Origin of the sequence: Micrococcus sp. TA1, assembly GCF_014199555.1 — a bacterium.
GTDB lineage: Bacteria > Actinomycetota > Actinomycetes > Actinomycetales > Micrococcaceae > Citricoccus.
The window spans coordinates 26470-53464 of the sequence record NZ_JACHNW010000003.1 but is presented as its reverse complement, the minus strand read 5'-3'; the positions used below and the strand labels follow the sequence as shown (position 1 = coordinate 53464).

The 26995-nt window shown below is 72.3% G+C and carries 23 protein-coding genes and 1 riboswitch; of the genes, 14 read left to right on the top strand and 9 right to left on the bottom strand.

Annotated elements, in window-relative coordinates:
* The first annotated feature begins 60 nt into the window (after window positions 1-60).
* Window positions 61-1956: an FAD-dependent monooxygenase gene (locus GGQ69_RS13965; protein ID WP_183529613.1), complete on the top strand. Its 1896-nt coding sequence runs from the start codon at window positions 61-63 to the stop codon at window positions 1954-1956.
* 90 nt (window positions 1957-2046) lie between these two features.
* On the opposite strand, the gene GGQ69_RS13960 is transcribed toward GGQ69_RS13965, so the two are convergent.
* From GGQ69_RS13960 to GGQ69_RS13930, 7 genes are all read right to left on the bottom strand, one after another.
* Window positions 2047-4506: a cation-translocating P-type ATPase gene (locus GGQ69_RS13960; RefSeq protein ID WP_183529611.1), complete on the bottom strand. Its 2460-nt coding sequence runs from the start codon at window positions 4504-4506 to the stop codon at window positions 2047-2049.
* A 1-nt stretch (window position 4507) separates the two neighbouring features.
* On the bottom strand, window positions 4508-4744 hold the full coding sequence (locus GGQ69_RS13955) for a heavy-metal-associated domain-containing protein (RefSeq protein ID WP_183529609.1): 237 nt from the start codon (window positions 4742-4744) through the stop codon (window positions 4508-4510).
* Window positions 4745-4782: 38 nt separating this feature from the next.
* Entirely contained in the window at window positions 4783-5166 is a 384-nt protein-coding gene (locus tag GGQ69_RS13950; protein ID WP_183529607.1) for a metal-sensitive transcriptional regulator, read from the bottom strand.
* A 103-nt stretch (window positions 5167-5269) separates the two neighbouring features.
* Window positions 5270-6196 (bottom strand): cation diffusion facilitator family transporter, encoded by a 927-nt coding sequence (locus tag GGQ69_RS13945; RefSeq protein WP_183529605.1) that lies wholly within the window; start codon window positions 6194-6196, stop codon window positions 5270-5272.
* Between the two features lie 37 nt (window positions 6197-6233).
* Window positions 6234-6917, bottom strand: coding sequence for a three-helix bundle dimerization domain-containing protein (locus GGQ69_RS13940; protein ID WP_183529603.1), 684 nt, complete (start codon window positions 6915-6917; stop codon window positions 6234-6236).
* Between the two features lie 200 nt (window positions 6918-7117).
* The gene (locus GGQ69_RS13935; RefSeq protein ID WP_183529601.1) at window positions 7118-7843 is read right to left on the bottom strand and encodes a low molecular weight phosphatase family protein; all 726 of its coding nucleotides are present in this window, start codon (window positions 7841-7843) and stop codon (window positions 7118-7120) included.
* Between the two features lie 48 nt (window positions 7844-7891).
* Entirely contained in the window at window positions 7892-8296 is a 405-nt protein-coding gene (locus tag GGQ69_RS13930) for a three-helix bundle dimerization domain-containing protein (protein WP_183529599.1), read from the bottom strand.
* Window positions 8297-8497: 201 nt separating this feature from the next.
* Between GGQ69_RS13930 and GGQ69_RS13925 the strand changes: the two genes are divergently transcribed.
* The 4 genes from GGQ69_RS13925 to rlmN all read left to right on the top strand — a co-directional run bounded on the left by GGQ69_RS13925 (window position 8498) and on the right by rlmN (window position 13574).
* Complete coding sequence (locus tag GGQ69_RS13925) at window positions 8498-9796, top strand: hypothetical protein (RefSeq protein ID WP_183529597.1); 1299 nt, start codon at window positions 8498-8500, stop codon at window positions 9794-9796.
* Entirely contained in the window at window positions 9793-10611 is an 819-nt protein-coding gene (locus GGQ69_RS13920; protein WP_370577194.1) for an oxygenase MpaB family protein, read from the top strand. Before GGQ69_RS13925 ends, GGQ69_RS13920 begins: the two co-directional genes overlap by 4 nt.
* Before the next feature lie 12 nt (window positions 10612-10623).
* Entirely contained in the window at window positions 10624-11838 is a 1215-nt protein-coding gene (locus tag GGQ69_RS13915; protein ID WP_370577200.1) for an MFS transporter, read from the top strand.
* 434 nt (window positions 11839-12272) lie between these two features.
* Window positions 12273-13574, top strand: a complete 1302-nt coding sequence (gene rlmN, locus GGQ69_RS13910; protein WP_255459761.1) for a 23S rRNA (adenine(2503)-C(2))-methyltransferase RlmN — start codon at window positions 12273-12275, stop codon at window positions 13572-13574.
* Window positions 13575-13665: 91 nt separating this feature from the next.
* On the opposite strand, the gene GGQ69_RS13905 is transcribed toward rlmN, so the two are convergent.
* Window positions 13666-15189 (bottom strand): MDR family MFS transporter, encoded by a 1524-nt coding sequence (locus GGQ69_RS13905; RefSeq protein WP_183529593.1) that lies wholly within the window; start codon window positions 15187-15189, stop codon window positions 13666-13668.
* 220 nt (window positions 15190-15409) lie between these two features.
* Here GGQ69_RS13905 and GGQ69_RS13900 point away from each other — a divergent pair, with 220 nt between their 5' ends.
* The 7 genes from GGQ69_RS13900 (at window position 15410) to GGQ69_RS13870 (ending at window position 22925) form a co-directional block, all read left to right on the top strand.
* Entirely contained in the window at window positions 15410-16246 is an 837-nt protein-coding gene (locus tag GGQ69_RS13900) for a DUF4397 domain-containing protein (protein ID WP_183529591.1), read from the top strand.
* Complete coding sequence (locus GGQ69_RS16915; protein ID WP_183529589.1) at window positions 16239-16991, top strand: class F sortase; 753 nt, start codon at window positions 16239-16241, stop codon at window positions 16989-16991. Before GGQ69_RS13900 ends, GGQ69_RS16915 begins: the two co-directional genes overlap by 8 nt.
* Before the next feature lie 145 nt (window positions 16992-17136).
* Window positions 17137-17616 (top strand): RNA polymerase sigma factor, encoded by a 480-nt coding sequence (locus GGQ69_RS13890; RefSeq protein WP_010143927.1) that lies wholly within the window; start codon window positions 17137-17139, stop codon window positions 17614-17616.
* On the top strand, window positions 17609-18472 hold the full coding sequence (locus GGQ69_RS13885; RefSeq protein WP_183529586.1) for an anti-sigma factor domain-containing protein: 864 nt from the start codon (window positions 17609-17611) through the stop codon (window positions 18470-18472). The genes GGQ69_RS13890 and GGQ69_RS13885 overlap by 8 nt, the downstream gene beginning before the upstream one ends.
* 65 nt (window positions 18473-18537) lie before the next feature.
* Window positions 18538-18638, top strand: a riboswitch (SAM riboswitch).
* Window positions 18639-18742: 104 nt separating this feature from the next.
* The gene (locus tag GGQ69_RS13880) at window positions 18743-20071 is read left to right on the top strand and encodes an acyl-CoA dehydrogenase family protein (RefSeq protein ID WP_183529584.1); all 1329 of its coding nucleotides are present in this window, start codon (window positions 18743-18745) and stop codon (window positions 20069-20071) included.
* The gene (locus GGQ69_RS13875; protein WP_255459751.1) at window positions 20068-21549 is read left to right on the top strand and encodes an MFS transporter; all 1482 of its coding nucleotides are present in this window, start codon (window positions 20068-20070) and stop codon (window positions 21547-21549) included. The genes GGQ69_RS13880 and GGQ69_RS13875 overlap by 4 nt, the downstream gene beginning before the upstream one ends.
* On the top strand, window positions 21546-22925 hold the full coding sequence (locus tag GGQ69_RS13870; RefSeq protein WP_183529583.1) for an LLM class flavin-dependent oxidoreductase: 1380 nt from the start codon (window positions 21546-21548) through the stop codon (window positions 22923-22925). The genes GGQ69_RS13875 and GGQ69_RS13870 overlap by 4 nt, the downstream gene beginning before the upstream one ends.
* 148 nt (window positions 22926-23073) lie before the next feature.
* On the opposite strand, the gene GGQ69_RS13865 is transcribed toward GGQ69_RS13870, so the two are convergent.
* Window positions 23074-24510 (bottom strand): MFS transporter, encoded by a 1437-nt coding sequence (locus tag GGQ69_RS13865; RefSeq protein ID WP_183529581.1) that lies wholly within the window; start codon window positions 24508-24510, stop codon window positions 23074-23076.
* Window positions 24511-24766: 256 nt separating this feature from the next.
* Here GGQ69_RS13865 and GGQ69_RS13860 point away from each other — a divergent pair, with 256 nt between their 5' ends.
* Complete coding sequence (locus tag GGQ69_RS13860; protein WP_183529579.1) at window positions 24767-25633, top strand: siderophore-interacting protein; 867 nt, start codon at window positions 24767-24769, stop codon at window positions 25631-25633.
* 204 nt (window positions 25634-25837) lie between these two features.
* Window positions 25838-26986, top strand: a complete 1149-nt coding sequence (locus tag GGQ69_RS13855; RefSeq protein ID WP_183529577.1) for a siderophore-interacting protein — start codon at window positions 25838-25840, stop codon at window positions 26984-26986.
* The last annotated feature ends 9 nt before the right edge of the window (window positions 26987-26995 follow it).

Here is a 26995-nt window from a genome sequence, read left to right as displayed (position 1 = left end):
CTGTATGTTCGATTATAGAACACCCCTTCTCTCCCCGCATTCACGACCGCAGGAGTCACCATGCTGTTCCACCACCACGGATACGTCTCCACCGATCCGCGCGTGCAGCCCGCCGCCGGCGTGGGCATCGAACGCTCACCCGAACTGCCCGAGACCATGGACGTCCTCGTGGTCGGTTCCGGCCCGGCCGGCATGACCGCCACCGCACAGCTCGCCAGCTTCCCCGAGGTCATGACCTGTCTCATCGACCGCCGCCCCAACCGCCTCGAGATCGGCCAGGCGGACGGCATCCAGGCCCGCAGCGTCGAGACCTTCCAGGCCTTCGGCTTCGCCGACGAGATCGTCGCGGAGGCCTACCACCTCACCGAGATGAACTTCTGGAAGCCGGACCCGGCCAACCCGGAGAACATCATCCGGACGGCCCGCGAGCTCGACGACCCGGCCGGCGTCAGCGAGTTCCCCCACCTGATCGTCAACCAGGCCCGCGTGCTGGACTACTTCGCGCGCTTCGCCAGGCACGCCCCCTCCCGCACCGAGCCGTACTTCGGCTGGGAGTTCGTGAAGCTGGAGGTCGGCGAGGGTGAGTACCCCGTGACGGCGACCCTGAAGCGCACCGGTGAGACCCCCGAGGCCGGGGTGGCCCCGGGCGAGGAGCGCGTGGTGCGCGCCAAGTACGTCCTCGGCGCCGACGGGGCCCACTCCAAGGTCCGCCGGGACATCGGTGCCCAGCACGTCGGGGCGGTGTCCTACCACGCCTGGGGCGTCATGGACGTGCTGGCTGAGACGGACTTCCCGGACATCCGCACCAAGTGCGCCATCCAGTCCAAGCACGGCTCGATCCTGCACATCCCGCGCGAGGGCGGTTTCCTGTTCCGCATGTACGTGGACCTGGGCGAGGTGGACCAGAGCGACGCCGGCGCGGTGCGCAAGACCCCGCTGGACGAGATCATCCGCCGCGCCAACGAGATCGTCACGCCGTACACCGTGGACGTGAAGGACGTGGCCTGGTGGAGCGTCTACGAGGTCGGGCACCGGGTGACCGACCGTTTCGACGACGTGCCGACCGAGGAGGCCGGCACGCGCACCCCGCGGGTCTTCATCGCCGGGGACGCCTGCCACACCCACTCGGCCAAGGCCGGCCAGGGGATGAACGTCTCCATCCAGGACGCCTTCAACCTGGGCTGGAAGCTGGGCCAGGTCGTCTCCGGGATCGCGCCGGAGAAGCTGCTGACCACCTACACGGCGGAGCGGCAGCAGATCGCCCAGAACCTCATCGACTTCGACCGCGAGTGGTCCTCGATGATGGCGGCCAAGCCGGAGGAACTGGAGAACCCCAACGCCCTGGAGGAGTTCTACCAGAAGACCTTCGAGTTCCCGGCCGGGTTCATGACGGAGTACCCGCAGGGCCTGATCACCGGTGCCGCCACCCACCAGGACCTGGCCACCGGCTACACGCTGGGCAAGCGCTTCAAGGCCCATCCGGTCAAGCGCGTGTGCGACACCAACCCCACGTTCCTGGGGCACCAGCACGTGGCGGACGGCCGGTGGCGGATCTACGCCTTCGCCGACGCCGCCGTGTCCTCGGCCCAGGACTCGGCGCTGCGCGCCTTCGCCGAGTGGCTGGAGTCCGCCGAGTCCCCGGTGCACCGGTTCACCCCGGCGGGCAAGGACCTCGACGCGCTGTTCGACGTCTACGCCGTCTACCAGCAGCCGCACCAGGAGGTGGACCTGATGCAGGCCCCGGGGATCTTCCGCCCCAAGGTAGGCACGTTCCAGGTCTCCAACCTCAACAAGGTGTTCGGCGTGGACCCGGAGGACGACATCTTCGAGGCCCGCGGCCTGAGCCGTGACGGCGTCGTCGTGGTCGTCCGCCCGGACCAGTACGTCGCCCAGGTGCTCCCGCTGTCCGCCACGGAGGAGCTGGCGGCGTTCTTCGAGGGCATCTACGGCGTCTGACCGCCCCCCTGGTGCCGTGCGGGCGGTGACGACCGGTCGTCACCGCCCGCACGGCACCGGTCGTCCTCGCCCGCGGGGCGCGGCAGGCCCCTACCGGGCGAAGCGGGTCAGGCGCAGCGAGTTCGCCACCACCAGCACGGAGCTGGCGGCCATCGCCGCCCCGGCGAGCATCGGGTTGAGCAGCCCGAACGCCGCCACCGGGATGCCCAGGGTGTTGTAGGCGAACGCCCAGAACAGGTTCGACTTGATGATGCCCAGGGTCCTGCGGCTGAGCTGGACCGACTGCACCACCTGGTGCAGGGACGAGCCCATCACGGTGATGTCCGCCGCCTCCCGGGCCACGTCGGTGCCGGAGCCCATGGCGATCCCCAGGTCGGCCTGCGCCAGGGCGGGGGCGTCGTTGACGCCGTCGCCGACCATGGCGACCACCCGGCCGGCCTCCTGCAGCTGCCGCACCCGGGCGACCTTGTCCTCGGGGCGCACCCCGGCGAACACGTCCCGGGCCGGGATCCCGACGGCGACCGCCACCCGGGCGGCGACCTGCGCGTTGTCCCCGGTGAGCAGGATCGGCCGCAGTCCCAGTTCCGTGAGCTCGGCGATGGCCTGCGCCGAGGACTCCTTGAGGGTGTCCTGCAGCGAGACGATCCCGGCGACGCCACCGTCGACGGTCACCCAGATCGCGGTGGCGCCGGCTCCCTCGGCCGCGTCGAGGGCGGCGGTCTCCGCCTCGGTGAGCGTGCCGGAGTCCAGCAGGGTGCTGATGTACCCGGACCGGCCCGCCGCGACGGTGCGCGGCTGCGCACGGCCGGGCTGTGCGGTGTCACCCCCGGTGGCACTGGTGGTGGTGACGGCGCCCGGGGCGGCCGGTGAGCCGACGTCGTGCACGAGGCCGCGCACCCCGCCGCCGGCGGAGGAGGCGAAGCCGGTCACCTCGGGGATGCCGCCGGCCTCGCGGGCGGCGTCCACGATGGCCCGGGCGATCGGGTGCTCGGAGTGCGACTCCACCGCGCCGGCCAGCCGCAACACGGTGTCCGCCTCGAAGCCGTTCAGGGGGGTGACACCGGTGACGGCGAGGGTGCCCTCGGTGACCGTGCCGGTCTTGTCCAGCACGATCGTGTCCACGGTGCGGGTGTCCTCGAGGGCCTCGGGGCCGCGGATGAGGATGCCCAGTTGCGAGGCGCGTCCCGTGCCGGCCAGCAGTCCCACCGGGGTGGCCAGGCCGAGGGCGCAGGGGCAGGCGATCACCAGCACGGCGACGGCGGCGCGGAAGGCGGAGTGCGGGTCACCGGACAGGGCCAGCCACGCCAGGAACGTCACCACGGCGATGACGAGCACGATCGGGACGAACACCGCGGAGATGCGGTCGGCCAGCCGGGCGATCGGTGCCTTGCCGGTCTGGGCCTCGGACACCAGGCGGCCCATCTGGGCCAGGGTGGTGTCGCTGCCCACGCGGGTGGCGCGCACCAGCAGCCGGCCGGAGGTGTTGACGGTGGCACCCGTGACGGTGTCCTGCGGGCCGACCTCCTCGGGGACGGACTCACCGGTGATCAGGGAGGTGTCCACGGCGGAGTGGCCGCTGACCACGAAGCCGTCCGTGGCGACCTTCTCGCCCGGGCGCACCACGAACTCGTCGCCGGGCACCAGTGCGGCCGCGGGGATGGTGGTCTCCACGCCGTCCCGCAGCACGGTGGCGGTCTTGGCGCCCAGGTCCAGCAGGGACCTCAGGGCCTCGCCCGCCCGGCGCTTGGCCCGGGCCTCGAGCCAGCGGCCCAGCAGCAGGAAGGTGGTCACCACGCCGGCGGTCTCGAAGTAGAGCTGGTGGTCCGCCATGGAGGTCATGCCCGCCATGCCGGCGTGTTCGGTCCCCGCCAGCGCTGTCATGCCCGGGTCCAGGAGTAGCTCGACCGTGGAGAAGGCCCAGGCGGCGAGCACGCCGATCGAGACCAGGGTGTCCATGGTGGAGGAACCGTGGCGGGCGGCCTTGAACGCGGCGGCGTGGAACGGCCAGGCGGACCAGAAGGTCACGGGGGTGGCCAGGGCGAGGGCGACCCAGCCCCAGTGCGGGAACTGCAGGGCGGGGACCATGGAGATCAGGAACAGCGGCACCGTGAGGGCGGCCGCCCCGATCAGCCGGGGCCGGATCACCTCACCGGAGGGCCCGTGGTCCATGTGGTCCCCGTGCTCGGCGTGATCCGGGTGCTCACCCTGCTCGGGCCCCTCGGCCCCGGGCCGGATGTCGTGGCGCCGGACGTCCCCGCCCGCGTGATCCGCCGGACGGGCGCCCCGGACGCCGGCGGGATGGCGGACGGTGGCCGAGTACCCGGCGCGGTCCACGGCGGCGACGAGCTCCGCGTCGGTGACGGAGGCCGGTGCCGTGACGGCGGCCGTCTCCAGGGGGAGGTTGACCGAGGCGCTCACGCCCTCCAGCTTGCCCAGCTTCCGTTCGACGCGCTGGACGCAGGAGGCACAGGACATCCCGCTGATGTCCAGGTCCACCCTGCGGGTTCCCGTGTCCTGGTCCGGGGCGGTCGTGGCGTGGTCAGCGCTCATCTCAGGCCGACTCCAGCCCCGGGGTGGCCACGGCGTACCCGGCCTCCTCGACCGCGGCCTGCAGGTCCTCGGGTGCCGGCGGCCGCCCCTCGCTGGTCACGGTCGCCACCGAGGTGCCCCCGGACACCAGGTCCACCTCGACGCCCGTCACCCCGGGCAGCACGGAGAGTTCCTCGGTGACGCTGCGGACGCAGTGGCCGCAGGTCATGCCGGTGATCTTGATGTCGGTGGTGGTCATGGGAGTCCTCCTGGACGTCGGAATGATGTCGGTGGTGGTCAGCGGACGAGCCGGGCGATCGCCGCGGTGGCCTCGGCGATCTTCTCCTGCACGAGGGTGTCGTCCCCGGCGTCCCGGGACTGGCGCGCCGCCTCGGCGACGCAGTGCCCGAGATGGTCCTCCAGCAGGCCCAGGCTCACGGCGTGCAGTGCCTTGGTCGCGGCGGCCACCTGGGTCAGCACGTCGATGCAGTACTGGTCCTCGTCCACCATGCGGCTGATGCCGCGGACCTGTCCCTCGACCCGGCGCAGGCGCTTCAGGTACTCGTCCTTGCGCGGGCTGTATCCGTGGCCCGGGGCGCCGTCGGCCGCGTCGGCCGGCCGGGCCTCCCGGCCCGCCGTGGGGGCGATGGGGCCGGCAGTGAGGTGCGCTTCGCTGCTCATGCCCCGACCATATACCCCCTAGGGGTATCATCGCAAGTACCCCCAGGGGGTATGTGTCCACGGGTGCGGCGGGGCTCCACTCCCTCCGGGGCCTCCGGGGCGCTCACGAGTGGACGTGGCCCTCCCCGTCCCGGTGTCCGGGCGGTTCCAGCTGGAAGGTGCTGTGCTCCACGGGCAGGGGGAAGTGCTCCGTGACGCAGTCCTGCAGCTCCTGCAGGATCTGGGTGGCATGGCCGTCGTCGAAGCAACCGCGCTCCACCACCACGTGGGCGGTCAGGACGGGTGTGCCCGTGTCGATCCGGGACACGTGCAGGTCGTGGACCTCCAGGACGTGGGGCATGCTGAGCAGGTGACGCCGGATGTCCGTCAGGTCCAGCTCGGCGGGCACCGACTCCAGCAGCACGCTGCCGGCCTCGCGCATGATCACCACCGCCCGGGGGATGATGAGCAGGCTGATGAGCATGCCGGCCACGGCGTCGGCGCGCATCCAGCCGGTGGTCGCCACCACCACCGCGCTGACGATGACCGCCACCGAGCCCAGGGCGTCGTTGACCACCTCCAGGAACGCCGCCCGCAGGTTCAGGGAGTGCTTCCTGCCGCCGACGAGGACCACCAGGGAGGCGACGTTCCCCAGCAGTCCCACCGCGCCGAAGACCAGCAGACCCTGCGCGTGGACCTCGGGCGGGTCCGCCAGCCGGAACGCGCCGTTGACCAGGGCGAACGCCCCCACCAGGAGCAGGATGGTGGCCTGGGCGCCGGCGGCCAGCACCTCCAGCCGGAGCAGGCCCCAGGTGCGGCGGCGTGAGGGCGGCCGGAGCACCAGCTGCGCCGCGACCAGCGCCACGAGCAGGCCGCCGGCGTCCGTGAGCATGTGCCCGGCGTCGACCAGCAGGGCCAGGCTGTCGGTCAGCACCGCGCCGACCACCTCGACGACGAGGATCGCGGAGGTGATGCCGAAGGCGATCGCGAGTCGCCCGCGAGCCGCGGTGGCGCCGTGCCGGTGGCCGGGGGCGCCTCGGTCAACCGTCATGCGGCGATCATAGGCCCAGGCCCCCCGGGGCCCGGCCTCAGGACCCCGCGTCGTGGCCCAGCTCGGCGATCAGCTCCCGCACCCGCGCGTCGATGTCATCCCGTACCCGCCGCACGTCCTCGATGTCGCTGCCCTCCAGCGTGGGGATGTCCCAGTCGCGGTACTCGACGCCGTCGACCCTCTCGACGCGATCGGCGCAGGCGAGGGTGACGACCAGCTGGGCGGCCCGGTGGATGTCGTCGGCCAGCGGCTTGGGGTAGGCGTGCTCGAGGTGGACACCGGCCTCCGCCATGACCTGGACGGCCGCGCCGTGGACCGACCCGGCCGGTGCCAGCCCGGCGGAGCGGGCGGCGATCCTGCCCTCGGTGTGCTTGAGGACCAGGGAGGCCGCCATCTGGGACCGGCCGGCGTTCTCGTCGTCCACGAACAGCACGCGCGGGTTCCTCGCCTCGATGGCACCCCGGGCGATGGACAGGGCGCGCAGCCTGCTGTCCGCGAAATTGCCGGCCGAGGCGGTCAGGTAGGTCCTCACGGCGGCGGTGCGCTCCAGCTCCTCGTAGGACTCCTGGACCACCCGCTCCACCGTCTCCCGGTCCACCACATGGGCGTACCGCTCGTAGAGGTGGGCGGCGGTTCGCGCCAGGACGTTGCGGTCGAGCGCGCGAGAGGCGTGGCTGTCGTCGTGGGCGGTGTCCTGGGGCGTGGCGTTCCGGTCCATCATCACTCCAACGGTGGCGGCCCCGTGCAGGGCCGGTGACGGCCACGGACGGGGCCCGGGACCGGACGGCCCTGTCCGGGGCCGCCGGGCACCATGCTGGCCAGCGGGAGGGTGCCGGTCAAGACCCTGTCCGGGCCCGCCCGGTGGTCGACGCCGGGTGGAGGCGCGAGCGGTCGCTGGGCCGTCGGCAGGGGTGTCAGCACTCAGGCCGTCGTGGACGCTGACGGCGCCGGCCCGGACGCTGCCCACCGGGACTCCGGCCCCAGCTCCCGGACCAGGTCCAGGACGCGGGACTCGATCTCCGCGCGGGCCCGGCGCACGTCCTCCAGGGGGCGGCCGACGAGGTTGGGGATGCCCCAGTCGCGATAGTCCTTCCCCTCCAGCCGGTCGACCCGGTCCGCGCAGTCGAAGGTGATGACCACCTGGGCCGCCTCGAGGACGTCGGCCGTCAACGGCTTCGGGAAGGCGTAGTGCAACGCGATGCCGACCTCGTCCATCGCGGTCAGGGCGTCCTCGTAGATCGAGCCGGCAGGCTCCAGTCCCGCCGATCGGGCGGTGATCCGGCCGTCCGAGTGCTTGAGCGTCAGGGACGCGGCCATCTGCGAGCGGCCGGCGTTGGCGTCGTCGATGAAGAGCACGCGCGGCAACGGCGACTCGATGGCTCCGCGGGCCACCGCCAGTGCGCGGATCCGGCTCTCCGCGAACCGTCCGGCGGTGGTGGCGAGGAAGGACTTGACGGTCGCCCGACGGTCGAACTCCGCATAGGTCTCCGCCACCAGGCGGTCCACCGTGGCCCGGTCCACGGCCGGGGCGTACCGCTCGTACAGGTGTGCCGCCAGGCGGGCCAGCACCTGCTGGTCGCGCTCGCGGTAGTCCTGACCGGCCCGTCCGGCCAGGACCCGGGTGTCTGGATCCTGGTGCATGGTCATCACTCCCGTGCTGACGCCCCGCGCCTGAGCGCCCGGGGCCTCGGATGGTCAGGCGGCGGCGCGCTCCCGGGACCGCGTGATGCCCGCGGGGCTGCCCCCGGCGAGCACGCGCGGCGCAGGGGTGGCGTCGGCGCGTCCGTCCCGGGCTGTCCTGGCCAGCTCCCGCAGGCGGTTCTCGGCGAGATGGACTGCGGTGGCGGGGAGGAACGTCTTCACCCGGGCAGACGCCTCCAGCTCCCGGTAGGTCCTCTGGACGGTCCGGCGGATGAGGCCGGGCTCCAGGTCACTTCCGTACGTGACGGTCAGGCGCTGTACCGCCCGGTCCAGCACGCGGGAGTGGACGATGTCGTTGGCGCCGGTGGGAAGTCCGCCGCCCATCCCGTTGCGCGCGGCAACGGTGGTGGTGAGATGACGGCCGATCGGCCGGTCATCGGTCATGACGTGGGTGGTCATGGCATCTCCTTGCTTCTCTCGGCGACGTCCTCGTCGCCCTCCGTCACCCCGCTCAAAGTGAACACCAGGTGAACAGAACATGAATCACTATAAGACATCCTGTGAGGAACGCAACACTCTTCCCCCCATCGGACGGCCGGCGGCGGGTCCCGGTGGACGACGGTTCACCCGGTCGTGCCAGAATCGGCCACCGTGACGGACGTGAGCCCACCCCCTGCACCCGCCACCGCCGGCCCGGGCGGCCCCCGAAGCCACCACGAGCCGACGGTGGAGCGACGCCCTGCCGCCCGCCGGGTGACGAACCCGGTGGTGCGGGAGTCGCTGGCCATCTGGGTGGCCATCGCCTCCGCGGCGGGGGGAGCCGCCGTCGGGCTGGTGTTGTTCCAGGACCGGCGGCCGTTGTCCGGGGACGGGTCCGTGGGCCTGATCGCGGCCGTCACGGCCGGGGCCTGCGCCGGCGTGGCCTGCCTGGTGGGTCTCGCCCGGTCCACCCGCACCACCCACCAGTGGATGACCCGCCGACACTGGGGCTGGTTCGTGGCCGACGCGGTCGGGCTGCTGGTGGTCCATGCCGCGATCGCCGTCATGGCCTGCCTGGCCCTGTTCCGCCTCTTCCAGGAGGCGTTCACGGGGCTGACCGTGGACCGGGTGGCGGCCACGGTGATGATGACCGTCATCAGTGCGGTGGCCGGGTACCTGGGGTTCAACTCCGCGGCCCGGATCTCCACGCGCTCGCTGTCCTCGCTGCTGGCGGTGTTCATGGCGTCCGGGATGATCGTGTCCATGCTGCTGGCCGAGAACCCGTTCTGGTGGCACGCGTTCTTCTCCGAGCTGGGCACCGGCCAGGCCGGGATCCTGTCCTTCTGGACCTTCAACACCACCCTGACCGTCTCCGGGTTGGTCCTGACCACGCTGGCCTCCTTCATCACCCAGGACCTCTACGCCTGGGCCCGGGCCCGCGAGTCGGCGGGCGGGCGACGGGCCAGGATCACCGTGCTGCGCGGGGGCCTGGTGGTCATCGGGCTGTGCATGGTGGGTGCCGGGATCGTGCCGATCAACCTCTCGGACCCCGTCCACTCCACGTTCATCCGCGTCCTCGGGGCGGTGTTCATGCTCATGCTGGCCTCCATCCAGTGGTGGCTGCCCGGTTTCCCGGCCGCGGTGTACGTGGCCAGTTACCTGATGGTCGCCCTGGGGATGGTCGCCACCCTGCTGTGGTTCCCGTTGCGCTACTACAACCTCACCGGGTTCGAGCTGGCGATGGCCGGGATCGTCTACGCCTGGCTGGTGGTCTTCATCCGCAACCTCGACGCCGTCCTCACCGTGGCCGGCCTCGGCGACGCCGAGCGCGACGAGCAGATGGAGGCACTCGAGACCGCGCGGGAGGCCCAGGCGGAACCGGTGAGGACCGGGACCCCGGAACCGGTCCCCGCCGCGGCGCCGGCCGCGTTCCCCCCGCCGTACCGCGGCTGGCGGGTGGACCCGGGGGAGTGGCGGTGACCGGACCGGTGGCCCCCGCAGATCCCGCCCCGCGCGGCCACCGGGACGCGCCGCTGACCACGGTCGGCCTGGCCCGGGAGGCGATCGTGCTGGCTGGTGCCGGGGCGGCGATCCTCCTCCAGGTCGCCCACCGGCCGGTCGGAGCCGGCGTCGCCCGTCACTCGGACTTCGCCGCGGACCCGCTGAGGCGGCTGCGGCACACCCTGCAGTACGTCTACGCCGCGGTCCTGCCGGAGGCCTCCGGCATGCGGGACGCGGTCACCGGCTGGGTGCGGGCGGCCCATGGTCCGGTGAGCGGGACCGACGGTGGCGGCCGGTCGTACTCGGCGGCCGACCCGCAGGCCCAGCTGTGGGTCACGGCCACCCTCTACCGTGCCGCCGAGGAGGCGCGCTGGCGGCTGTGGGGCACGCTCGACGACGCCCGGTCCGAGGAGATCTACCGCGACTACGCCGTCCTGGGCACCCTGCTCGGCATGCCCGCGGGCCTCTGGCCGCGGGACCGCGAGGGTTTCGAGCGGTACTGGAGCACTGCCGTCGGGACCCTGGAGGTGACCGAGGAGGCCCGGGTGATCTGCCGGGACCTGTTCGCCGTCGAGTCCGCCCCCTGGTGGCTGCGCCGCCTCATGCCGCTGGTGCGCTTCACCGCCGCCGGGATGCTGCCGCACCCGGTCCGCACCGGTCTGGGGCTGGACTGGGACGGTGCGGACTCGGTGCGCGAGGACCGGATGTGGCGGGTGGTACGCGGCGTCTATCCGAGGCTGCCCCGGCGCCTGCGCCAGCTGCCGTCCGCCCTCGTGCTGCGCACCCTGTCCTGAACGGGTGGCATGATGCCCCTTGTGAGATCGAGAACACCCCCGTCGCCGTCACCGGTCTCCTGGCTGTACCTGGCGGTGTGCGTGGTGCTGGTCTCGCTGAACCTGCGGACCCTGTTCTCCTCGTTCTCCGCGATCCTGCCGGAGATCACCGCGGCCACCGGACTGCCGGGGTGGGGAGCCACCGTGCTGACCACCGTGCCGGCCACCCTGCTGGGCGTCTTCGCCCCGCTGGCCCCCGTCCTCGCGCGCCGCTTCGGGTCCTGGCGGGTGCTCTTCGGCGCCCTGCTGCTGCTCACGCTCGGCCTGGTGGTGCGCTCGGTCCCCGTTCCCGACGGCGGCGCGATGGTCACGCTGCTGGTCGGCACCGTGTTCTCCGGGGCGGCGATCGCGCTGGCCAACGTGGTGCTGCCCAGCATCGTCAAGCAGGACTTCGTCAACCACCTGGGGCTGATGAGCGGGCTGTACACCACCGCGATCTGCGGGTCGGCAGCCCTCGGCGCGGGGCTCACGTTCCCCGTGTACGAGGCGGTGGGGGACTGGCGGCTGGCCCTGGGGATCTGGGCGGTGCCCGTACTGGTGACCGCCGGCCTGCTCGTGCCCGTGCTCCGGAGGCACCGGTCCGGTGCCCGGCCGGTCACGTCCACCACGGGGCGGAGCCCGCTGACGTCCCCGGTGGCCTGGCACATCACCCTGATGATGGTCTTCCAGGCGATGACGTCCTTCACCGCCTTCGCCTGGCTGGCCCCGATCCTGCGCGAGCGCGGCCTCGACGGCGGGCTGGCCGGGCTGATCGTGGCGGTGTCGATCGTGCTGCAGATGGCCGGTTCCCTGGCCGCCCCCGTGCTGGCGGCCCGGATGCGCAGTCAGTCGGCACTGAACGTGGCCGCGGCCGTGCTGACCGCCGCCGGGTTCATCCTGTCCATCCACGGCCCCATGGCCGGGATCTGGGTGTGGACCGGCGTGCTCGGCGTGGGCCAGGGGGCGCTGACGGCGTTGGCCCTGACCATGATCACCCTGCGCAGTGAATCCGCCCACATGGCGATCCGGGTCTCCGGCATGATGCAGGGCCTCGGGTACGGGCTGGGGTCCTCGGGGACGTTCATCACGGGGCAGGTCTTCGCCGTCACGGGCTCCTTCGGTCCCGCGGCCTGGCTGTTCGCGGCCTCCGGGCTCGGTGCGGCCGTGTTCGGCTGGCTGGCCGGGCGGGACCGGGCCGTCGAGGAGTGACCGAGGGGCATCCGTCCGCCGTATCCGCATCAGGTCCGCAGCCACCGCATCAGGTGTGGGGAATGACGCCATCCCTGCCCCGGGATGGCGACGAAGCCCGTTCCTGATGGCGAGGGGCCGTGGTGCCCCCCTGACCCTGGCCGGCGTCGGCCCCCCTGCCGGGGCTGGACAACCGTGGGAGAATGGGGGCGATGGCTGACCAGAACCGTTCCCGCACCCCGGACCGCCCGTCCCGCACCGCACCGGTGCAGCAGGGCCGGCAGTCCCACCGCGCCGCCGACCCCGCGGACGCGCACCTCGAGCACGCCCGGGACGGCAAGCTCAAGCTGAACCGTCCCCAGCGCGGACTCATCGACGAGACCGAGGCCCGGCAGCTCTCCGAGGACCGCGAGCGGCTCCAGCGCCAGGGCATCGGCGGACCCCTGGACGGGCGGATGCTCTCCAACCCGGCCGCCGCGGCCACGGGCCCTGACGCCAACCGCCCCCAGGTCCGGCCGCAGGCGGAGGGCTGGACGCAGCAGACCACGGAGGACGGGCGGCCGCTGCTGCAGTTCAAGCAGCCGCGCGTGGCCCAGCCGAAGATGCACCTGGCCGACCTGACCCTGGCCGAACGCCAGGAGAGGGTCAAGGCACTGGGGCTGCCGGCCTTCCGCGCCAAGCAGCTCTCCACCCACTACTTCGTGCACCACACCTCGGACCCCGAGCGCATGACGGACCTGCCCGCGGCCCAGCGCGAGACGCTCGTGGCCGAGATGTTCCCGCCGCTGCTCACCGAGGTCCGCCGGCTGACCACGGACAACGGGGACACCGTCAAGTTCCTGTGGCGCCTGTTCGACGGCGCCCTGGTGGAGTCGGTGCTGATGCGCTATCCGGGCCGGGTGACGCTGTGCGTGTCCAGCCAGGCCGGCTGCGGGATGAACTGTCCGTTCTGCGCCACCGGCCAGAACGGGCTGACACGGAACATGTCCACCGCGGAGATCGTGGAACAGGTGGTCCGGGCCAACCAGGTGATCGCCGAGGGCGGGCTGGGGGGACTGCGGCGCGACGGCGGCCACGACGCCGAGCGCGTCACGAACATCGTGTTCATGGGCATGGGCGAACCGCTGGCCAACTACAAGCGCGTCATCGCCGCGGTCCGGCGGATGGTGGACCCCGCCCCCGAGGGCCTGGGCATGTCCGCCCGCCACATCACGGTCTCCACCGTGGGGCTGGTCCCGGCCATCAACCGGCTCGCGGACGAGGGCATCCCGGTCACCTTCGCCCTGTCCCTGCACGCCCCGGACGACGAGCTGCGTGATGAGCTGATCCCCGTGAACTCCCGGTGGAAGGCCGATGAGGCGATCGACGCCGCCTACAACTACTTCGTGAAGACCGGGCGGCGCGTGTCGATCGAGTACGCGCTGATCAAGGACATGAACGACCACGCCTGGCGGGCCGACCTGCTGGCGAAGAAGCTCAACGCCCGCGGCCGGGGCTGGGTGCACGTCAACCCCATCCCGCTGAACCCGACCCCGGGCTCGATCTGGACCTCCTCCGAGCCGGACGTCACGCAGGAGTTCATCGACCGCCTGAACGACGCCGGCATCCCCACCACCCTGCGCGACACCCGCGGCAAGGAGATCGACGGCGCCTGCGGGCAGCTCGCCGCGGAGGGCGACGAGGAGGCCGACGGCCCCGTCACCCCGCCCGCCGCCGGGCGCGCCGGGACCTCGGCGTCCATCGACCTGCGCGGTTGAGCCCCCGGGCTCCGGCGGTCGACGGATGACGTCCCCGCCCGGGACCCGGGGGTCTGACGTCACCCCCTGACCGCCAGGTGCGGTCAGGGGATCAGGCGTCGACGCCGGCCCGGACCGGGGCGGGCGCCGGCCGGACCTCCTCCTCGGCGGGGGTGGAACGGACGGCGAAGGAGCCCGCGAGGGCCACCAGCGAGATGACCGCGCCCCAGACCATCGCGTTGTGGATGCCGTTCATCAGGGCGACCGTCGGCTCGGTGCCGCTGGCGGCCCCGGCGATGGTCGCCGTCGTCATGACGGTGATGAACACGGCGGTGCCCGCGGCCCCGGCCACCTGCTGGAGGGTGGACAGGATGGCGCTGCCGTGCGAGTACAGGCGGCGCGGCAGGGCGCCCAGGGCCGAGGTCATCAGCGGGCCGAACATCAGGGACAGCCCCGCGTTGAGGAGCATGTGCCAGGCGATGACCGTGCCCAGGGACGTCTCGGCGGTCAACGTGGTCAGGCCCCACAGGGCCCCGGAGACGACCGCGGTCCCGGGGATCACGAGCGGACGGGCGCCCACGCGGTCGAACAGGCGGCCGACGATCAACCCGAGCACGCCCATCACCAGTCCACCCGGCAGCAGCGCCAGGCCGGTGTCCATCGTGGACTCGCCCAGGACGTTCTGCAGGTAGATGGGCAGCACGATCAGGGTGCCGAACATCGCCATCATGCCGATGATCATCATGCCCAGCGAGATGGTGAAGGCCGGGGCCGTGAAGGCACGCACGTCCAGCAGGGCGTGGTCGCGCAGTCCGAGCTGGCGCCACGTGAAGACGGCGAGGGCGAGGACACCGACCACGAGCGGGATCCACGGCGGCATCAGGGCGTCCCCCTCGGCCGCGGCCCCGATGCTGCTGAGCCCGAACACCAGGCCGGCGAAGCCGATACCGGACAGTGCCACGGAGAGCACGTCCAGCGGGATCCGCTGGGTGTCGGTGACGTTGCGGATCATGGCCACGCCCAGGGCCAGGGCCAGCGTGGCGATCGGCAGCATCAGCAGGAACATCCAGCGCCACTCCAGCAGGTCCAGGATGATCCCGCCGATGGTCGGCCCGGTGGCCGGGGCCACCGCGATGACGATGGAGATGACCCCCATGGTGCGGCCGCGGCGGCTGGCCGGGACCACGTTGAGCACCGTGGTGAACAGCAGCGGCATCATGATGGCCGTGCCCACCGCCTGGACCACGCGTCCCAGCACCAGGACGAGGAACGTGGGGGCCAGGGCGGCCAGCAGGGTGCCGAGCAGGAAACTGACCATGGCGATCGTGAAGACCGTCCGCAGCGGCAACCGGGTCAGCAGGTACCCGGTGACGGGGATGACCACCGCCATGGTGAGCATGAACGCGGTGGTCATCCACTGTGCGGTGGCGGCCCCCACGCTGAACTCCCGCATCAGTTCCGGCAGCGCGACGCTCATGATCGTCTCGTTGAGGATCACCACGAAGGCCGAGACCACCAGCAACCAGATGACGCGCATCGCGCCCTCGGGGACCCCGGACGCGGTGGATGTCCCGGCCGGCGGTGCGGTGGCGGTGACGGTGCCCCGCTGGGGGCCTTCGGCGGGGGCAGGCGACACTGTGGGTTCTCCTCGGGATGCGTGGGGAGCCGGGATGACTCCGGTGGTCCAACGGTGGATCCGCCCTTGCTATTCCCCGGATTCCCCCGGCCGGAACATCATCCGGACCAACGTCGTCCCTCGTGCAACCTTTCGGCGCCTCCTCCGGTAGTAGGCGGTGTGAGGACAAACGTGCTCATGTGGACGGCCCCGACTGTGGGTCCCGTGAAAGGACGACACCATGCGTAAGGCACTTCCCCTGGCAGTCACCGCAGCATGCGGCGTGGCGATGCTCGGCACGGCACTGCCGGCCACGGCCGGCGAGACGGAGGGATCCGGCGGTGACACCGCGATGCTCTCCGTGCTCCACGGCGTCCCGGACACCACCGTGGACGTGTTCGTCAACGGCGAGCGCACCCTGGACGACTTCGCACCGGGTGACCTGGCCGGCCCCCTGGAACTTCCCGCCGGTGACTACGAGATCGCGGTGACCGCCGCGGACGCGCAGGACGACTCGGAGCCCGTCATCGGCCCGGTGAACGTCACCCTGGACGGCGGGGTCGACTACACCGCGGCGGCCCACCTCGATGCCGAGGGCCAGCCCACCGCCACCGCCTTCGTGAACGACACCTCCGCCCTGGAGGCCGGGAACGGGCGCCTCGTGGTCCGACACGTCGCCGCGGCCCCGGCCGTGGACGTCTGGGCGAACGGTGAGGTGGCCGTCCCCGGCCTGGCCAACCCGGACGAGCAGTCCCTGGACCTGCCGGCCGGCACCCTGGAGGCCGCGGTCTCCGTGGCGGGTGAGTCCGACCCGGTGCTCGGCCCCGCGGACGTGGAGGTCACCGAGGGCGCCGCGACGATCGTCTACGCCTGGGGCTCGGCGGAGGACGGTTCGCTCGCCCTGGCCACCCAGACGGTGGAGGGGATGCACTCCGCCCCCGGCGGCGTCCCCACGGGCAACACCCAGGTGCCCGCCGAGGGTCAGGGCCTGTGGTGGGCCGCGGGCGGCGGCGCGCTGCTCCTGGCAGCGGCCGGTGCGGTGACGGCGTTGCGGCGCCGGTCCTCCGTCCGTGCCTGAGACGACCCGCCGGGGCAAGTCCTCGCCCCGCGGGTCCAGGGCGGCGGGGCCGGTCCTCGCCGCCCTGGCGGTCGCAGTCGCCCTCGCGGGCACCGGTTGCGCACCTGCCGGCGTGGTGGAGCCCCCTTCCTCCGACCCGGCTGCGGCCGCACCATCCTCCTCCGTCTCCCGGGCACCGGCGGCCTCGTCCCCGGCGCCCGGGGACCCGGGTGGCACCGGTGCCGGCGTCCCCGCCTCCCGTGCGGGAGCCGCGGAGGTCCCGGTGGCCTCCGCGGCCCTGCGGCCCGCGGCCCCGGTGCCCGCACCGGTGCGGCTGGACTACGAGGCCATCGGGGCGGAGATGACGGTGGTGCCCACGGGGGTGGCCGAGGACGGGCAGATGGAGATCCCCGAGGACGCGTCCATCGCCGCCTGGTACCGGTTCGGCCCGGCACCGGCAGACGGCGAGGGCAACACGGTGATCGCCGCCCACGCCGGTTCGGAGCACACGCCCGAGGGGCCGCTGTACGCGCTGCGCACGGCGCGGACGGGGGACACGGTCCGGGTCGGGGACGAGTCCGGGCGGTGGCACGCCTACCGGGTCACCCAGGTGGAGCGCCTGGGCAAGGACGGGCTGGACTTCACCCCCTACTTCACCCGCTCCGGACCGGAACGGCTGGTCCTCGTGACCTGTGGTGGACAGTGGTTGCCGGAGAGGCAGAGCTATGCGGACAACATCATCGTGGTGGCAGAGTCACTGGACTGACCCGTATCCTCGGAGGACGTCCGTGCCACGGGTACGCCCCGGGGTGACGTGATGGACCACCGCCGCCCGCCGGGGCCACGACCGAGGAGGGACGCTGGACAGCGACGACCTCTCCCGACGCTTCGCCGCGGGGAGCGCGGACGCCATGCGTGAGGCCTATGACCAGCATGGCCGTCTCGTCTTCTCCCTGTGCATGGCGGCGCTGTCCAACCGGCAGGACGCGGAGGACGCCACGCAGCAGGTGTTCACGCGGGCCTGGCGCTCGCGGGAGACCTACGACCCCACCCGTCCGCTGGGCGGCTGGCTGACCGGGATCACCCGTCGGGTCGTGGCGGACACGTTCGCGGCCCGGGACCGCCAGCGGCAGCTCGTGGACGCGACGTCCGGCCAGCATCAGCGGGAGGACCGGCAACTGTCCGAGCAGGTCGTGGACCGGGTGCTGGTCCATGAGGCCCTGGAGAGGCTCGGTCCGCCCCAGGATGAGATCCTGAGGATGGCCTTCGTCCAGGACCTCCCGCAGGGGCAGATCGCCGAACGGCTGGGAATGCCCCTGGGAACGGTCAAGTCGCATGTCCACCGGGGACTGGCCCGGCTTCGAGCAGCACTGGAGGTGAACGATGGCTGAGACCGCTGAACGGCACCTGACCGAGGAGGACCTGGCCTCGATCGCCGCCGGCCAGGCGCCCGGCCCCGGGGCCGCCGCCCACCTGCGCTCCTGCCCCGACTGCCGCCTGGACCTCGACCGGACCGAGCGCGTGGTGTCCGCGCTCGCGGCACCGGTCAGCCTCCACGAGCCGTCCGCCGACGTGTGGGCGGGCATCGAACGGGAGTTGGGCCTCCGGCAGGATCCCCACGCCGGACCCGGTCTCGCCGCGGTCCCGGGCGCCCCGGAGCCGGCCGGCACGTCCGGCACGTCTGCGGAGACCGCGCCCGGAGGGCACGGTGGCGGGGGGACGCTCGGTGCCGACGACGCCGGCACGGTGAGCTTCCTGCCCCGGACCCAGCGACGCCGGTGGCCCGTCATCACGGCCGCCGCGGCCGCCGGGCTGGTCGTCGGCGCCGTCGGTGCCGCCGTCGTGGCCGGCCTGGTGGGCCAGGGGGACAGCGGGCAGGACACGCCGCCCCAGCCGGTCGCCGTCGGCGAGGCGGTCCTCGCGCCGGTGACGGAGCGGGACGTGGAGGGGCGCGCCGAGATGGTCGCCGAGCCCGACGGCGCCCTGCGCCTGACCGTCGACGTCTCCGAGGGGCCCCAGGAGGGGTACTACGAGGTGTGGCTGCGCGACGAACAGGCCAGCCGGCTGATCTCGCTGGGCACGGTGTCCGGCCAGACCACCACGCTGCCGGTGCCGGACGGCGTCGACCTCGACCGGTTCCCGGTGGTGGACGTCTCCCAGGAGGAATTCGACGGCGACCCCTCGCACAGCGGCGTGACGCTGGCGGCGGGGGCCATGACCCGGTCCGGGGACGCCACCGCGGGGTGACTGTGTGTCCTGACGTGACGTGGGCGACATCCACGCCCCGGGGATCCATTGCTAGGGTGAACCCGTAACCATCCAGAGCGGCTGAGAGACCTGGCTCGACGACGCCGCAGCAACCCGAGGGGATCATCTCCCCAACGACGGGTGCTAAGGCCAGGACCGATGGAGATCCCGGATCTGCAGTCGGTCTGTGCGTCGGCGTCCGCTGCCTGCGCCGGACCAGCCGTTGGCGTGACTGCCGGTAATCCTCGGTGTGACCGGAAGGACCGCCGAATGTCGCAGAGCACGGCCGAGAAGGCCGCCACCACCGAACACCTCTCCCGGCCGGGACCGGAGGCCGGGGCCGCGAACCTCGCCGACGGCCTGCCCGCCTCCTACGCGGGGTTGCGCGAGCACTTCGCCCCGGTCTTCGCCTCGATCGCGGCCGGTGCCCTGGAACGGGACCTGGAGCGCCGGCTGCCCCGGGAGGAGGTCCGCACGCTGGATCGTGCCGGGTTCGGCACCCTGCGGGTCCCGGCCGCCCACGGAGGGCCGGGGGTGAGCATCGAGGACTTCACCCGGCTGCTCATCGACCTGGCCGAGGCCGACTCGAACATCGCCCACCTGTACCGGTCCCACTACGGCTTCGTGGAATCCCTGCGTTTCCTGCCCGGCCGCCTCCAGGACGCCTGGTACCCCCGGGTGCTGGCGGGGGCGACGGTGGGCAACGCGTCCACCGAGAAGGGCGGCAACGCCCTGGGCACCCTGAACACCGTGCTGACCCGGAGCGGGGAGGGCTGGGTGCTCAACGGCCGGAAGTTCTACGCGACCGGATCGATCTTCTCGGACTACACGCGGGTCTCCGCCTCCCTGGACGGCGAGGACGGACGGCGCTTCGCGGTGGTGGCCACGGACGCCCCCGGTGTCACGCTGGAGGACGACTGGGACGGTTTCGGGCAGAAGCTCACCGGCACCGGCACGGCCCTCTTCGAGGACGTCACCGTCCCCGAGGACGCCGTGCTGGACCGTACCGCGGGCAGCGCCGAGGCCGTCCACGAGGCCGCCTTCTTCCAGCTCGTGCTGCTGGCCGTGCTGGCCGGCATCGCCCGGGCCGCCCGCCGGGACACCGTCGCCACCATCGCCACCCGCAAGCGCACCTTCAACACCGGGCTGGGCCTGCCGTTCCGCGAGGACCCGCTGATCCAGGAGGCCACCGGGCGGATCTCCGCCCAGGCCTTCACCGCCGAGGCCACCGTGCTGCACGCCGCGCGGGCCCTCGACGCCGGCATCCAGGCCGCCATCGATGCCGGGGCGAATGTCCCGGAGTTCACCGGCACCCTGCCGGGAGCCCTGTACGAGTCCGAGATCGCCGTCGAGCACGCCCAGGTCACGGTGCCCGAACTGGCACTGGGCGCCGCCCAGGACCTGTTCCTGACCGTGGGTGCCTCCGCGACCTCCACGTCCAAGGGGCTGGACCGGCACTGGCGCAACGCCCAGACCGTGGCCACCCACAACCCGATCGCCTTCCGGGCCCGCGCCCTCGGCGACTACCACATCAACGGCATCCTGCCGGAGGGCCTGAACGCCATCGGCGACGCGAAGACGGCGGGGCCTGCCGCATGAGCGCCCCGACCATCATGACCACCACCTCCACCGGCGAACCCCGGCAGGGACCCGCGCGGGTCTTCGACGGCAAGAAGCGCGTCCTCGCCTCGGCCTTCGCCGGAACCACCATCGAGTGGTACGACTTCTACCTCTACGGCACGGCCGCGGCGCTGGTCTTCAACGTCCAGTTCTTCCCGATGGCCACCGAGCTCGGCGGCATCGTCGCCTCGTTCGCCACGCTCGCCGTCGGCGTGATCGCCCGGCCGCTGGGCGGCATCGTGGCCGGACACCTGGGGGACCGGATCGGCCGCAAGGCCCTGCTGGTGGCCTCGCTGCTGCTGATGGGCGTGGCCTCGACCCTGATCGGGCTGCTGCCCACCTTCGAGGCGATCGGCTGGTGGGCCGTCGTCGGGCTGGTGGTGCTGCGCGTCCTGCAGGGCCTGTCCGCCGGTGCGGAATGGGGCGGTTCGGCTCTGCTGAGCGTGGAGCACGCCCCGGCCCGGCACCGCGGCTTCTTCGGGTCCTTCACGCAGATCGGCTCGTCCGCGGGGATGCTGCTGGCCACCGGCGCGTTCTTCATCGTGCAGAACGTGCTGAGCGCCGAGCAGTTCGCCGCCTTCGGGTGGCGGATCCCGTTCCTGCTCTCCGCGCTGCTGGTGGCCCTGGGACTGTGGATCCGGCTCGGCGTCTCCGATGCCCCGGAGTTCCTCGAGCACCAGGCCTCCGGGAGGGTCGAGAAGGCGCCGCTGAAGGTGCTGCTGACGCACCACCGCCGCCCGCTGCTGGTGACGATCGGTCTGCGGCTGGCCCAGAACGCCGTGTACTACCTGGTCACGGTATACATGCTGACCTACCTGCGCGACGAGCGGGGGGACTCCTCCTCGGGTGTCACGGCGGTGATGATCGCCTCGGCCGTCGGCCTGGTCTCGACCCCGTTCTGGGGCTGGCTGTCCGACCGGGTGGGACGCAGGGTGGTCTCCGTGACGGCCTATGCGGCGATCGGCGTGTTCGGCTGGGTGCTGTTCGCTTACCTGGGGGCCGGGCCGCTGGCCCTGCTGCCCCTCGTCATCATCCTGGGCATCAACCTCATCCACGACGCGGTCTACGGACCGCAGGCCGCCTGGTTCGCCGAGCAGTTCCCGGTGCACGTGCGCTACTCGGGCGTGAGCCTGGGCTACCAGGTCGGCACGGTGCTGGGCGGGGGACTGATGCCCCTGATCGCGGCGCTACTCTTCGCCGCCGGCGGTGACACCCCGTGGCTGATCGCCGGCTACCTCTCCGGGCTGGCCGTGCTGTCCGTCGTCACCGGGCTGGCCGCGAAGGATCCTGCCCGGGACCAGCACGGCACGGAGCTCACCGAGCTGCACGGTCCCGGGCAGGATCCGGTGCCCGACGCCGGCCCTGCCGGTCCCGCGCCCGGCTCCGGCACCCCGCGCACCACCGAGGACACCGCTGAGAACGCCATTGAGGGCGCCCCCGAGAGGACGATCGTATGACCCGCCCCATGCTGCTGAACGCCTTCGACATGATGGTCCCGGTGCACCAGTCCCCGGGGCTCTGGCGGCACCCGGAGTCCGGGGTGTCCCGCTTCGACACCCTGGCGTACTGGACCTCGCTGGCCCGGACGCTGGAGGAGGGCGGGTTCGCCTCCCTGTTCCTGGCGGACATCCCCGGTGTCTACGACGTCTACGGCGCAGGGACCGGGGCCACGGCACGCGGCGGGGTGCAGTACCCGGTGCTCGACCCGCTGGTGATGGTGCCCGCGATGGCCGCCGTGACCGAGCGGCTCGGCTTCGGCGTCACCGCCTCGGTCACCTACGAGGCGCCCTACCTGCTGGCCCGCACCCTCGCCACGCTGGACCACGTCACCGGCGGGCGGGTGGCCTGGAACGTGGTCACCTCCTACCAGGACTCTGCCGCGCGCAACCTGGGCATGGACCGGCAGCTGCCGCACGACGAGCGGTATGACCGGGCCGACGAGTACATGGAGGTCATGTACAAGCTCTTCGAGGGATCGTTCGATCCCGGCGCGGTGCGCGCCGACGCCCAGACGGGCGTGTTCGTGGACCCGGACCGGGTGCACCCGATCGGCCACCACGGGACGTACTTCTCCGTGCCGGGCCAGGCGCTGACACACCCCGGGCCGCAGGGCACCCCGTTCCTGTTCCAGGCCGGGGCGTCCACCCGCGGCCAGGAGTTCGCCCTGGACCACGCCGAGGCGATCTTCTTCATCGGCAACACCCCGGAGCTGGTCCGGCGCTGGACGGACGGCGTGCGGGCCGGGCTGGCCGGACGCGGCCGCGCGGAGGATGCCGTCAAGGTGTTCACCATGGCCACGGTGGTCGTGGCCGACTCGGACGAGGAGGCCCGGGCCCGGCTGGAGGGTTACCGCCGGCACGTGGACGTCGAGGGCGCACTGGCCCTGTTCGGGGGCTGGACCGGCGTGGACCTGGCCGGGGCCGATCCGGACTCCCCGCTCGAGTACGTCGCCACCGAGGCCAACCAGTCCGCCCTGGCGTCCTTCACCTCGCTGTCACCGGACAGGACGTGGACGGTGCGGGACCTGGCCGAGTTCATCGCGATCGGGGGCCGCGGACCGGTCATCGCCGGCTCCCCGGCCACCGTGGCGGACGAACTCGAACGCTGGCAGGAGGCGGCCGGCGTCGACGGTTTCAACATCTCCGCGGCGGTCCGTCCCGCGGACCTGGAGCGGTTCACCGCCCTGGTCTCCCCGGAACTGCGGCGCCGGGGCATCCTCGCGGAGGGGACCGGGGGCACCCTGCGCGAGGCCCTGACCGGTGCCGGACCGCGCCTGGCCGCGGACCACCAGGGCGCTGCGTACCGGCGTGCGGTGGGGGCCGCCCGGCGCTGAACCGGGCCCGTCGGGACGGCCCCGGGCAGTCCCGCGGAAGCCGGGCAGTCCCGCGGAACACGACGGGATGAGACGGAACGAGACGGAACGAGACCGGGCCCCGCCGCACCAGTGGTGCGACGGGGCCCGGTTCCGTGAGGGGGCAGGGTCAGTGCCGGCCACCCCGGTCGGTCGGCGTGCCCGCCTCACCGTGGGCCTGGGCGGCCTGCTGCACGATGGCGGCGTCCTCCGGGTGCTCGGAGAGGTACTGCTCGTGCACCTCGTCGACGTGCAGGTCCGTGCCCTCGATGGACTTGGGCACCATGGACACCGCGATGAAGGAGATGATGGCCAGCACGGCGATGTACACGCCGATGGTCCAGCCCATACCGGTCTGGTTCAGCAGCAGCTGGGCGATCATGGGGGCGAACGCACCGCCGATGATGGAGCCGAAGGCGTAGCCGATCGAGACGCCCGAGTAGCGCACGTGGGCGGGGAACATCTCGGCGTACAGGGCGGACTGCGGGCCGTAGGACGGGCCGAGGCCCATGGTGAGGATCACGATCGCCAGGGCGAACAGCGGCAGGGACGCCGTGTCCAGCATGAACCACATGGGGATCGCCCACACGATGATGATGGCGTAGCCGATCTGGAAGGTGCGGATCTTGCCGATCTTGTCCCCGATGTACCCGCCGAACATCGTGAACACCAGCCAGCCCAGGCCGCCGACGAAGGTGGCGATCAGGGTGGCCTCACGGCTCATGCCGAGCACGTTGGCCCCATAGGAGGCGAAGAAGGCGATCACCAGGTAGCCGGCGGCGTTGTTGGCCATGAAGATCAGGGCCGCCAGGGTGACGTTCTTCTTGTGGGACTTCAGCAGCACGCCCAGGGGGGCGGCGGACTCCTTCTTACGGAGCTGCATCTCCTTGAACACCGGGGACTCGTCCACGGCCTTGCGGATGAGGTAGCCGACCACGATCAGCACCACGGAGGACAGGAACGGGATGCGCCAGCCCCAGGCCTGGAAGTCCTCGGGCGACATCGAGCTGGTCAGGATCCACATGAAGGCGGTGGCCAGCAGCATGCCCAGCGGCACGCCGATCTGCGGGTAGGAGCCGAAGGCGCTGCGCTTGTTCTTCGGGGCGTGCTCCACGGACATCAGGGCGGCGCCACCCCACTCACCACCGGCGGAGAAGCCCTGGATGATGCGCATCAGCAGCAGGAGGATCGGGGCCCAGATGCCGATCTGGGCGTACGTCGGCAGGACGCCGATCAGCGCGGTGGCGCCGCCCATGCCGATCAGGGTGATCACCAGCACGAGCTTGCGGCCGTGCTTGTCACCGAGGTGTCCGGCGACCACGGCGCCGAGCGGGCGGAACAGGAAGCTGATGCCCAGGGTCGCCCACGTGACGACCTGCGCGAGGCCGGGATTGTCGGCGGACAGCGGGGCGAAGAACAGCGGGGCCAGCACGAAGGCGGCGGCCTGGGCGTAGATGAAGAAGTCGTACCACTCGATGGTGGTGCCGACGAGGGTTCCGGCCAGGACTCTCTTCTCTTCGGGGGTGCGACCCCGGGGAGAGGCCACTGCGGCGTCGTGATGTGCCATGGTGTGCTCCAGGTGATGGTGCGGATGCTTCGCGGGGATGAGGTTACGGATTAGTGACCGACCGTTCGGTTACTTCGAAGATCATAGAGGATTCCGGTGAGGTGTGTCACACGTTCCGTGCGGCCCGGTGTGAAGATCCCGGACGGGGCATTATTGGGTCACGGGTTAATGACGTAATGTCGGATGAGTGGGCGGTGTGTCGACCCGCCCCGTGCCCGCCGGCCGCCAGCCGGTGACCCGACGAAGAGGTGTCCCCATGACCGAGCAGAAGTCCGTGCCGCAGCCCCCGGCCGCCCGGCCGCGGCGCCAGCCCAAGCCCCCCGTGGTCCTGGAGGTGACGGCCACCGAACGACTGGGCCCCCACATGGTCCGGCTGACCCTGGGCGGACCGGGCTTCGGCGTCTACCAGGACAAGGACGCCACGGACAAGTACGTCAAGCTGATGTTCGCCGATCCGGCGCTGGGCCTGGAGATGCCGTACGACCTGGAGGTCCTGCGCGAGCGCCTGGCCCCCGAGCAGATGCCCGTGCGCCGTACCTACACGGTGCGCTCGGTGGACCCCGGGGCCGGCACCCTCACCATCGACTTCGTGGTCCACGGCAGCGACGGCCTGGCCGGCCCCTGGGCCGACTCCGCCCGGCCCGGGGACCGGGTGTGCCTCACCGGCCCCGGGGGGATGTACCTGCCCGACCCCGCGGCGGACTGGCACCTGCTGGCCGGGGACGAGTCCGCCCTGCCCGCGATCGGCGCGGCCCTCGAGGCCATGCCGGCCGACGCCGCCGGGCAGGCCATCATCGAGGTGAACGGCCCCGAGGACGAGATCGGGCTGTCCGTGCCCCAGGGGATCACCGTCACCTGGCTGCACCGCGGGACGGAGTTCACGCCCGAGACCACGAAGCTGGCCCAGGCGGTCATCGATGCCGAGTGGAGGGAGGGCGCCGTGCAGGTGTTCGCCCACGGGGAACGGGAGATGATCAAGGACCTGCGCCGGTACCTGGCCGACGTGCGCGGGGTGGACCGCCGGCAGATGTCACTGTCCGCCTACTGGGCCTATGGCCGGGCCGAGGAGGCCTTCCAGGCGGAGAAGCGCGAACCGATCGGGCAGATCTTCCCGGAGGCCTGAGCGTCCCGGCCCAGACGGCCGGGCCCGTCGGCCTGCCGCTGTGAGGGGCCGCCCGGCCCCGAGGTCCTCCACACGGACCGTGGGCCGGCCGGTTTCGCTGTCCCCGCGCGCGCCGTACGCTGATCGGCACAGCACGAGTCCGTACGAGTCCGCACGAGTCAGCCTGGTGCGACGCAGGACAGAACGCAGTCGAGGAGACATGGCATGGGCAGCGACCACGGCACGCCGCACGGGCACGACGGCGGCCGGGTGCCCGCGGACGCCGCTACCGGCACCGGTGCCGGTGACGGAACCGGCACCCCTGGTGCCGCGGAGGCGGACCTCGCGTCTGCGGTGGAACGCCACCGCGTCGCAGCGGAGCGGTACTCCGTGGCCAAGTACGAGTACAAGGCGGCCAAGTACGCGCTGAAGGCGGCACGCCTCCGGGCGGGCCAGGACCCCCAGGGGCGCCGTGCGCACGGCCATCACCACGGGCATCGCGAACACCATGGGACGTACGGCCGCCACCGGTATGACGACCGCCTCCCGGAGACCAGGTCGCGGCGCGAGGGTGAACCGCTTGCGGACGGGGTGGACCACGGCCGGGAACGGCGAGGCCGCCGGCAGGTCGTCCTGGAGGTGGTGGCCACGGAGCGGATTAGCGAGCACATCCAGCGCCTGACCCTGGGTGGTGACGGCTTCGAGGAGTTCCGGGACAACGCCTACACGGACAAGTACGTCAAGATCCTGTTCGTGGACCCCGCGCTCGGCCTTCAACCGCCCTATGACATCCAGGCCCTGCGCAAGACCCTGCCGAAACACCAGCGCCCGGTCCGGCGGACCTACACGGTGCACTCCGTGGACCCCGACGCCCGGACCCTCGTCATCGACTTCGTGGTCCACGGGGACGCGGGCGTCGCCGGGCCCTGGGCCGCGGCGGCCCGGGTGGGGGACAGGGTCGCGTTCTCGGGCCCGGGCGGCAAGTACGCCCCGGACCCGCGGGCCGACTGGCACCTCCTCGTGGGGGACGCCGCGGCCCTGCCGGCGATCTCCGCGGCCCTAGCCGCCCTGCCGGCCGATGCCGTCGGGGCGGCCTTCATCGAGGTCCCCGGCCCGGCCGACGAGTGGGAGCTCGAGGCGCCCCCGGGGGTGACGGTGAGCTGGTTGCACCGGGGACTGGCAGAGCGCGTCCCGTCACCGTTGCCGGGCGCCGTCCAGTCCATGGAGTGGCCTCCGGGACGGGTACAGGCCTTCGTGCACGGGGAGAAGGCCGCGGTGAAGTCCCTGCGGCGGCACCTGCTGGAGGACCGGGGCGTGGACCGACGGATGCTCTCGCTGTCCTCGTACTGGAGCCGGGGCTCGTCGGGGGACTGAAACTCTGGG

Excerpts from the sequence above, each read along its gene's own strand:
- GGQ69_RS13930 (WP_183529599.1), bottom strand. The coding sequence starts at position 8,296 with ATGACCACCCACGTCATGACCGATGACCGGCCGATCGGCCGTCATCTC.
- GGQ69_RS13940 (WP_183529603.1), bottom strand. The coding sequence starts at position 6,917 with ATGATGGACCGGAACGCCACGCCCCAGGACACCGCCCACGACGACAGC.
- GGQ69_RS13855 (WP_183529577.1), top strand. The coding sequence starts at position 25,838 with ATGGGCAGCGACCACGGCACGCCGCACGGGCACGACGGCGGCCGGGTG.
- GGQ69_RS13865 (WP_183529581.1), bottom strand. The coding sequence starts at position 24,510 with ATGGCACATCACGACGCCGCAGTGGCCTCTCCCCGGGGTCGCACCCCC.
- GGQ69_RS13955 (WP_183529609.1), bottom strand. The coding sequence starts at position 4,744 with ATGACCACCACCGACATCAAGATCACCGGCATGACCTGCGGCCACTGC.
- GGQ69_RS13960 (WP_183529611.1), bottom strand. The coding sequence starts at position 4,506 with ATGAGCGCTGACCACGCCACGACCGCCCCGGACCAGGACACGGGAACC.
- GGQ69_RS13915 (WP_370577200.1), top strand. The coding sequence starts at position 10,624 with ATGCCCCTTGTGAGATCGAGAACACCCCCGTCGCCGTCACCGGTCTCC.
- GGQ69_RS13950 (WP_183529607.1), bottom strand. The coding sequence starts at position 5,166 with ATGAGCAGCGAAGCGCACCTCACTGCCGGCCCCATCGCCCCCACGGCG.
- GGQ69_RS13870 (WP_183529583.1), top strand. The coding sequence starts at position 21,546 with ATGACCCGCCCCATGCTGCTGAACGCCTTCGACATGATGGTCCCGGTG.
- GGQ69_RS13880 (WP_183529584.1), top strand. The coding sequence starts at position 18,743 with ATGTCGCAGAGCACGGCCGAGAAGGCCGCCACCACCGAACACCTCTCC.
- GGQ69_RS13900 (WP_183529591.1), top strand. The coding sequence starts at position 15,410 with ATGCGTAAGGCACTTCCCCTGGCAGTCACCGCAGCATGCGGCGTGGCG.
- rlmN (WP_255459761.1), top strand. The coding sequence starts at position 12,273 with ATGCTCTCCAACCCGGCCGCCGCGGCCACGGGCCCTGACGCCAACCGC.
- GGQ69_RS13945 (WP_183529605.1), bottom strand. The coding sequence starts at position 6,196 with ATGACGGTTGACCGAGGCGCCCCCGGCCACCGGCACGGCGCCACCGCG.
- GGQ69_RS13885 (WP_183529586.1), top strand. The coding sequence starts at position 17,609 with ATGGCTGAGACCGCTGAACGGCACCTGACCGAGGAGGACCTGGCCTCG.
- GGQ69_RS13965 (WP_183529613.1), top strand. The coding sequence starts at position 61 with ATGCTGTTCCACCACCACGGATACGTCTCCACCGATCCGCGCGTGCAG.
- GGQ69_RS13935 (WP_183529601.1), bottom strand. The coding sequence starts at position 7,843 with ATGACCATGCACCAGGATCCAGACACCCGGGTCCTGGCCGGACGGGCC.
- GGQ69_RS13890 (WP_010143927.1), top strand. The coding sequence starts at position 17,137 with ATGCGTGAGGCCTATGACCAGCATGGCCGTCTCGTCTTCTCCCTGTGC.
- GGQ69_RS13860 (WP_183529579.1), top strand. The coding sequence starts at position 24,767 with ATGACCGAGCAGAAGTCCGTGCCGCAGCCCCCGGCCGCCCGGCCGCGG.
- GGQ69_RS13875 (WP_255459751.1), top strand. The coding sequence starts at position 20,068 with ATGAGCGCCCCGACCATCATGACCACCACCTCCACCGGCGAACCCCGG.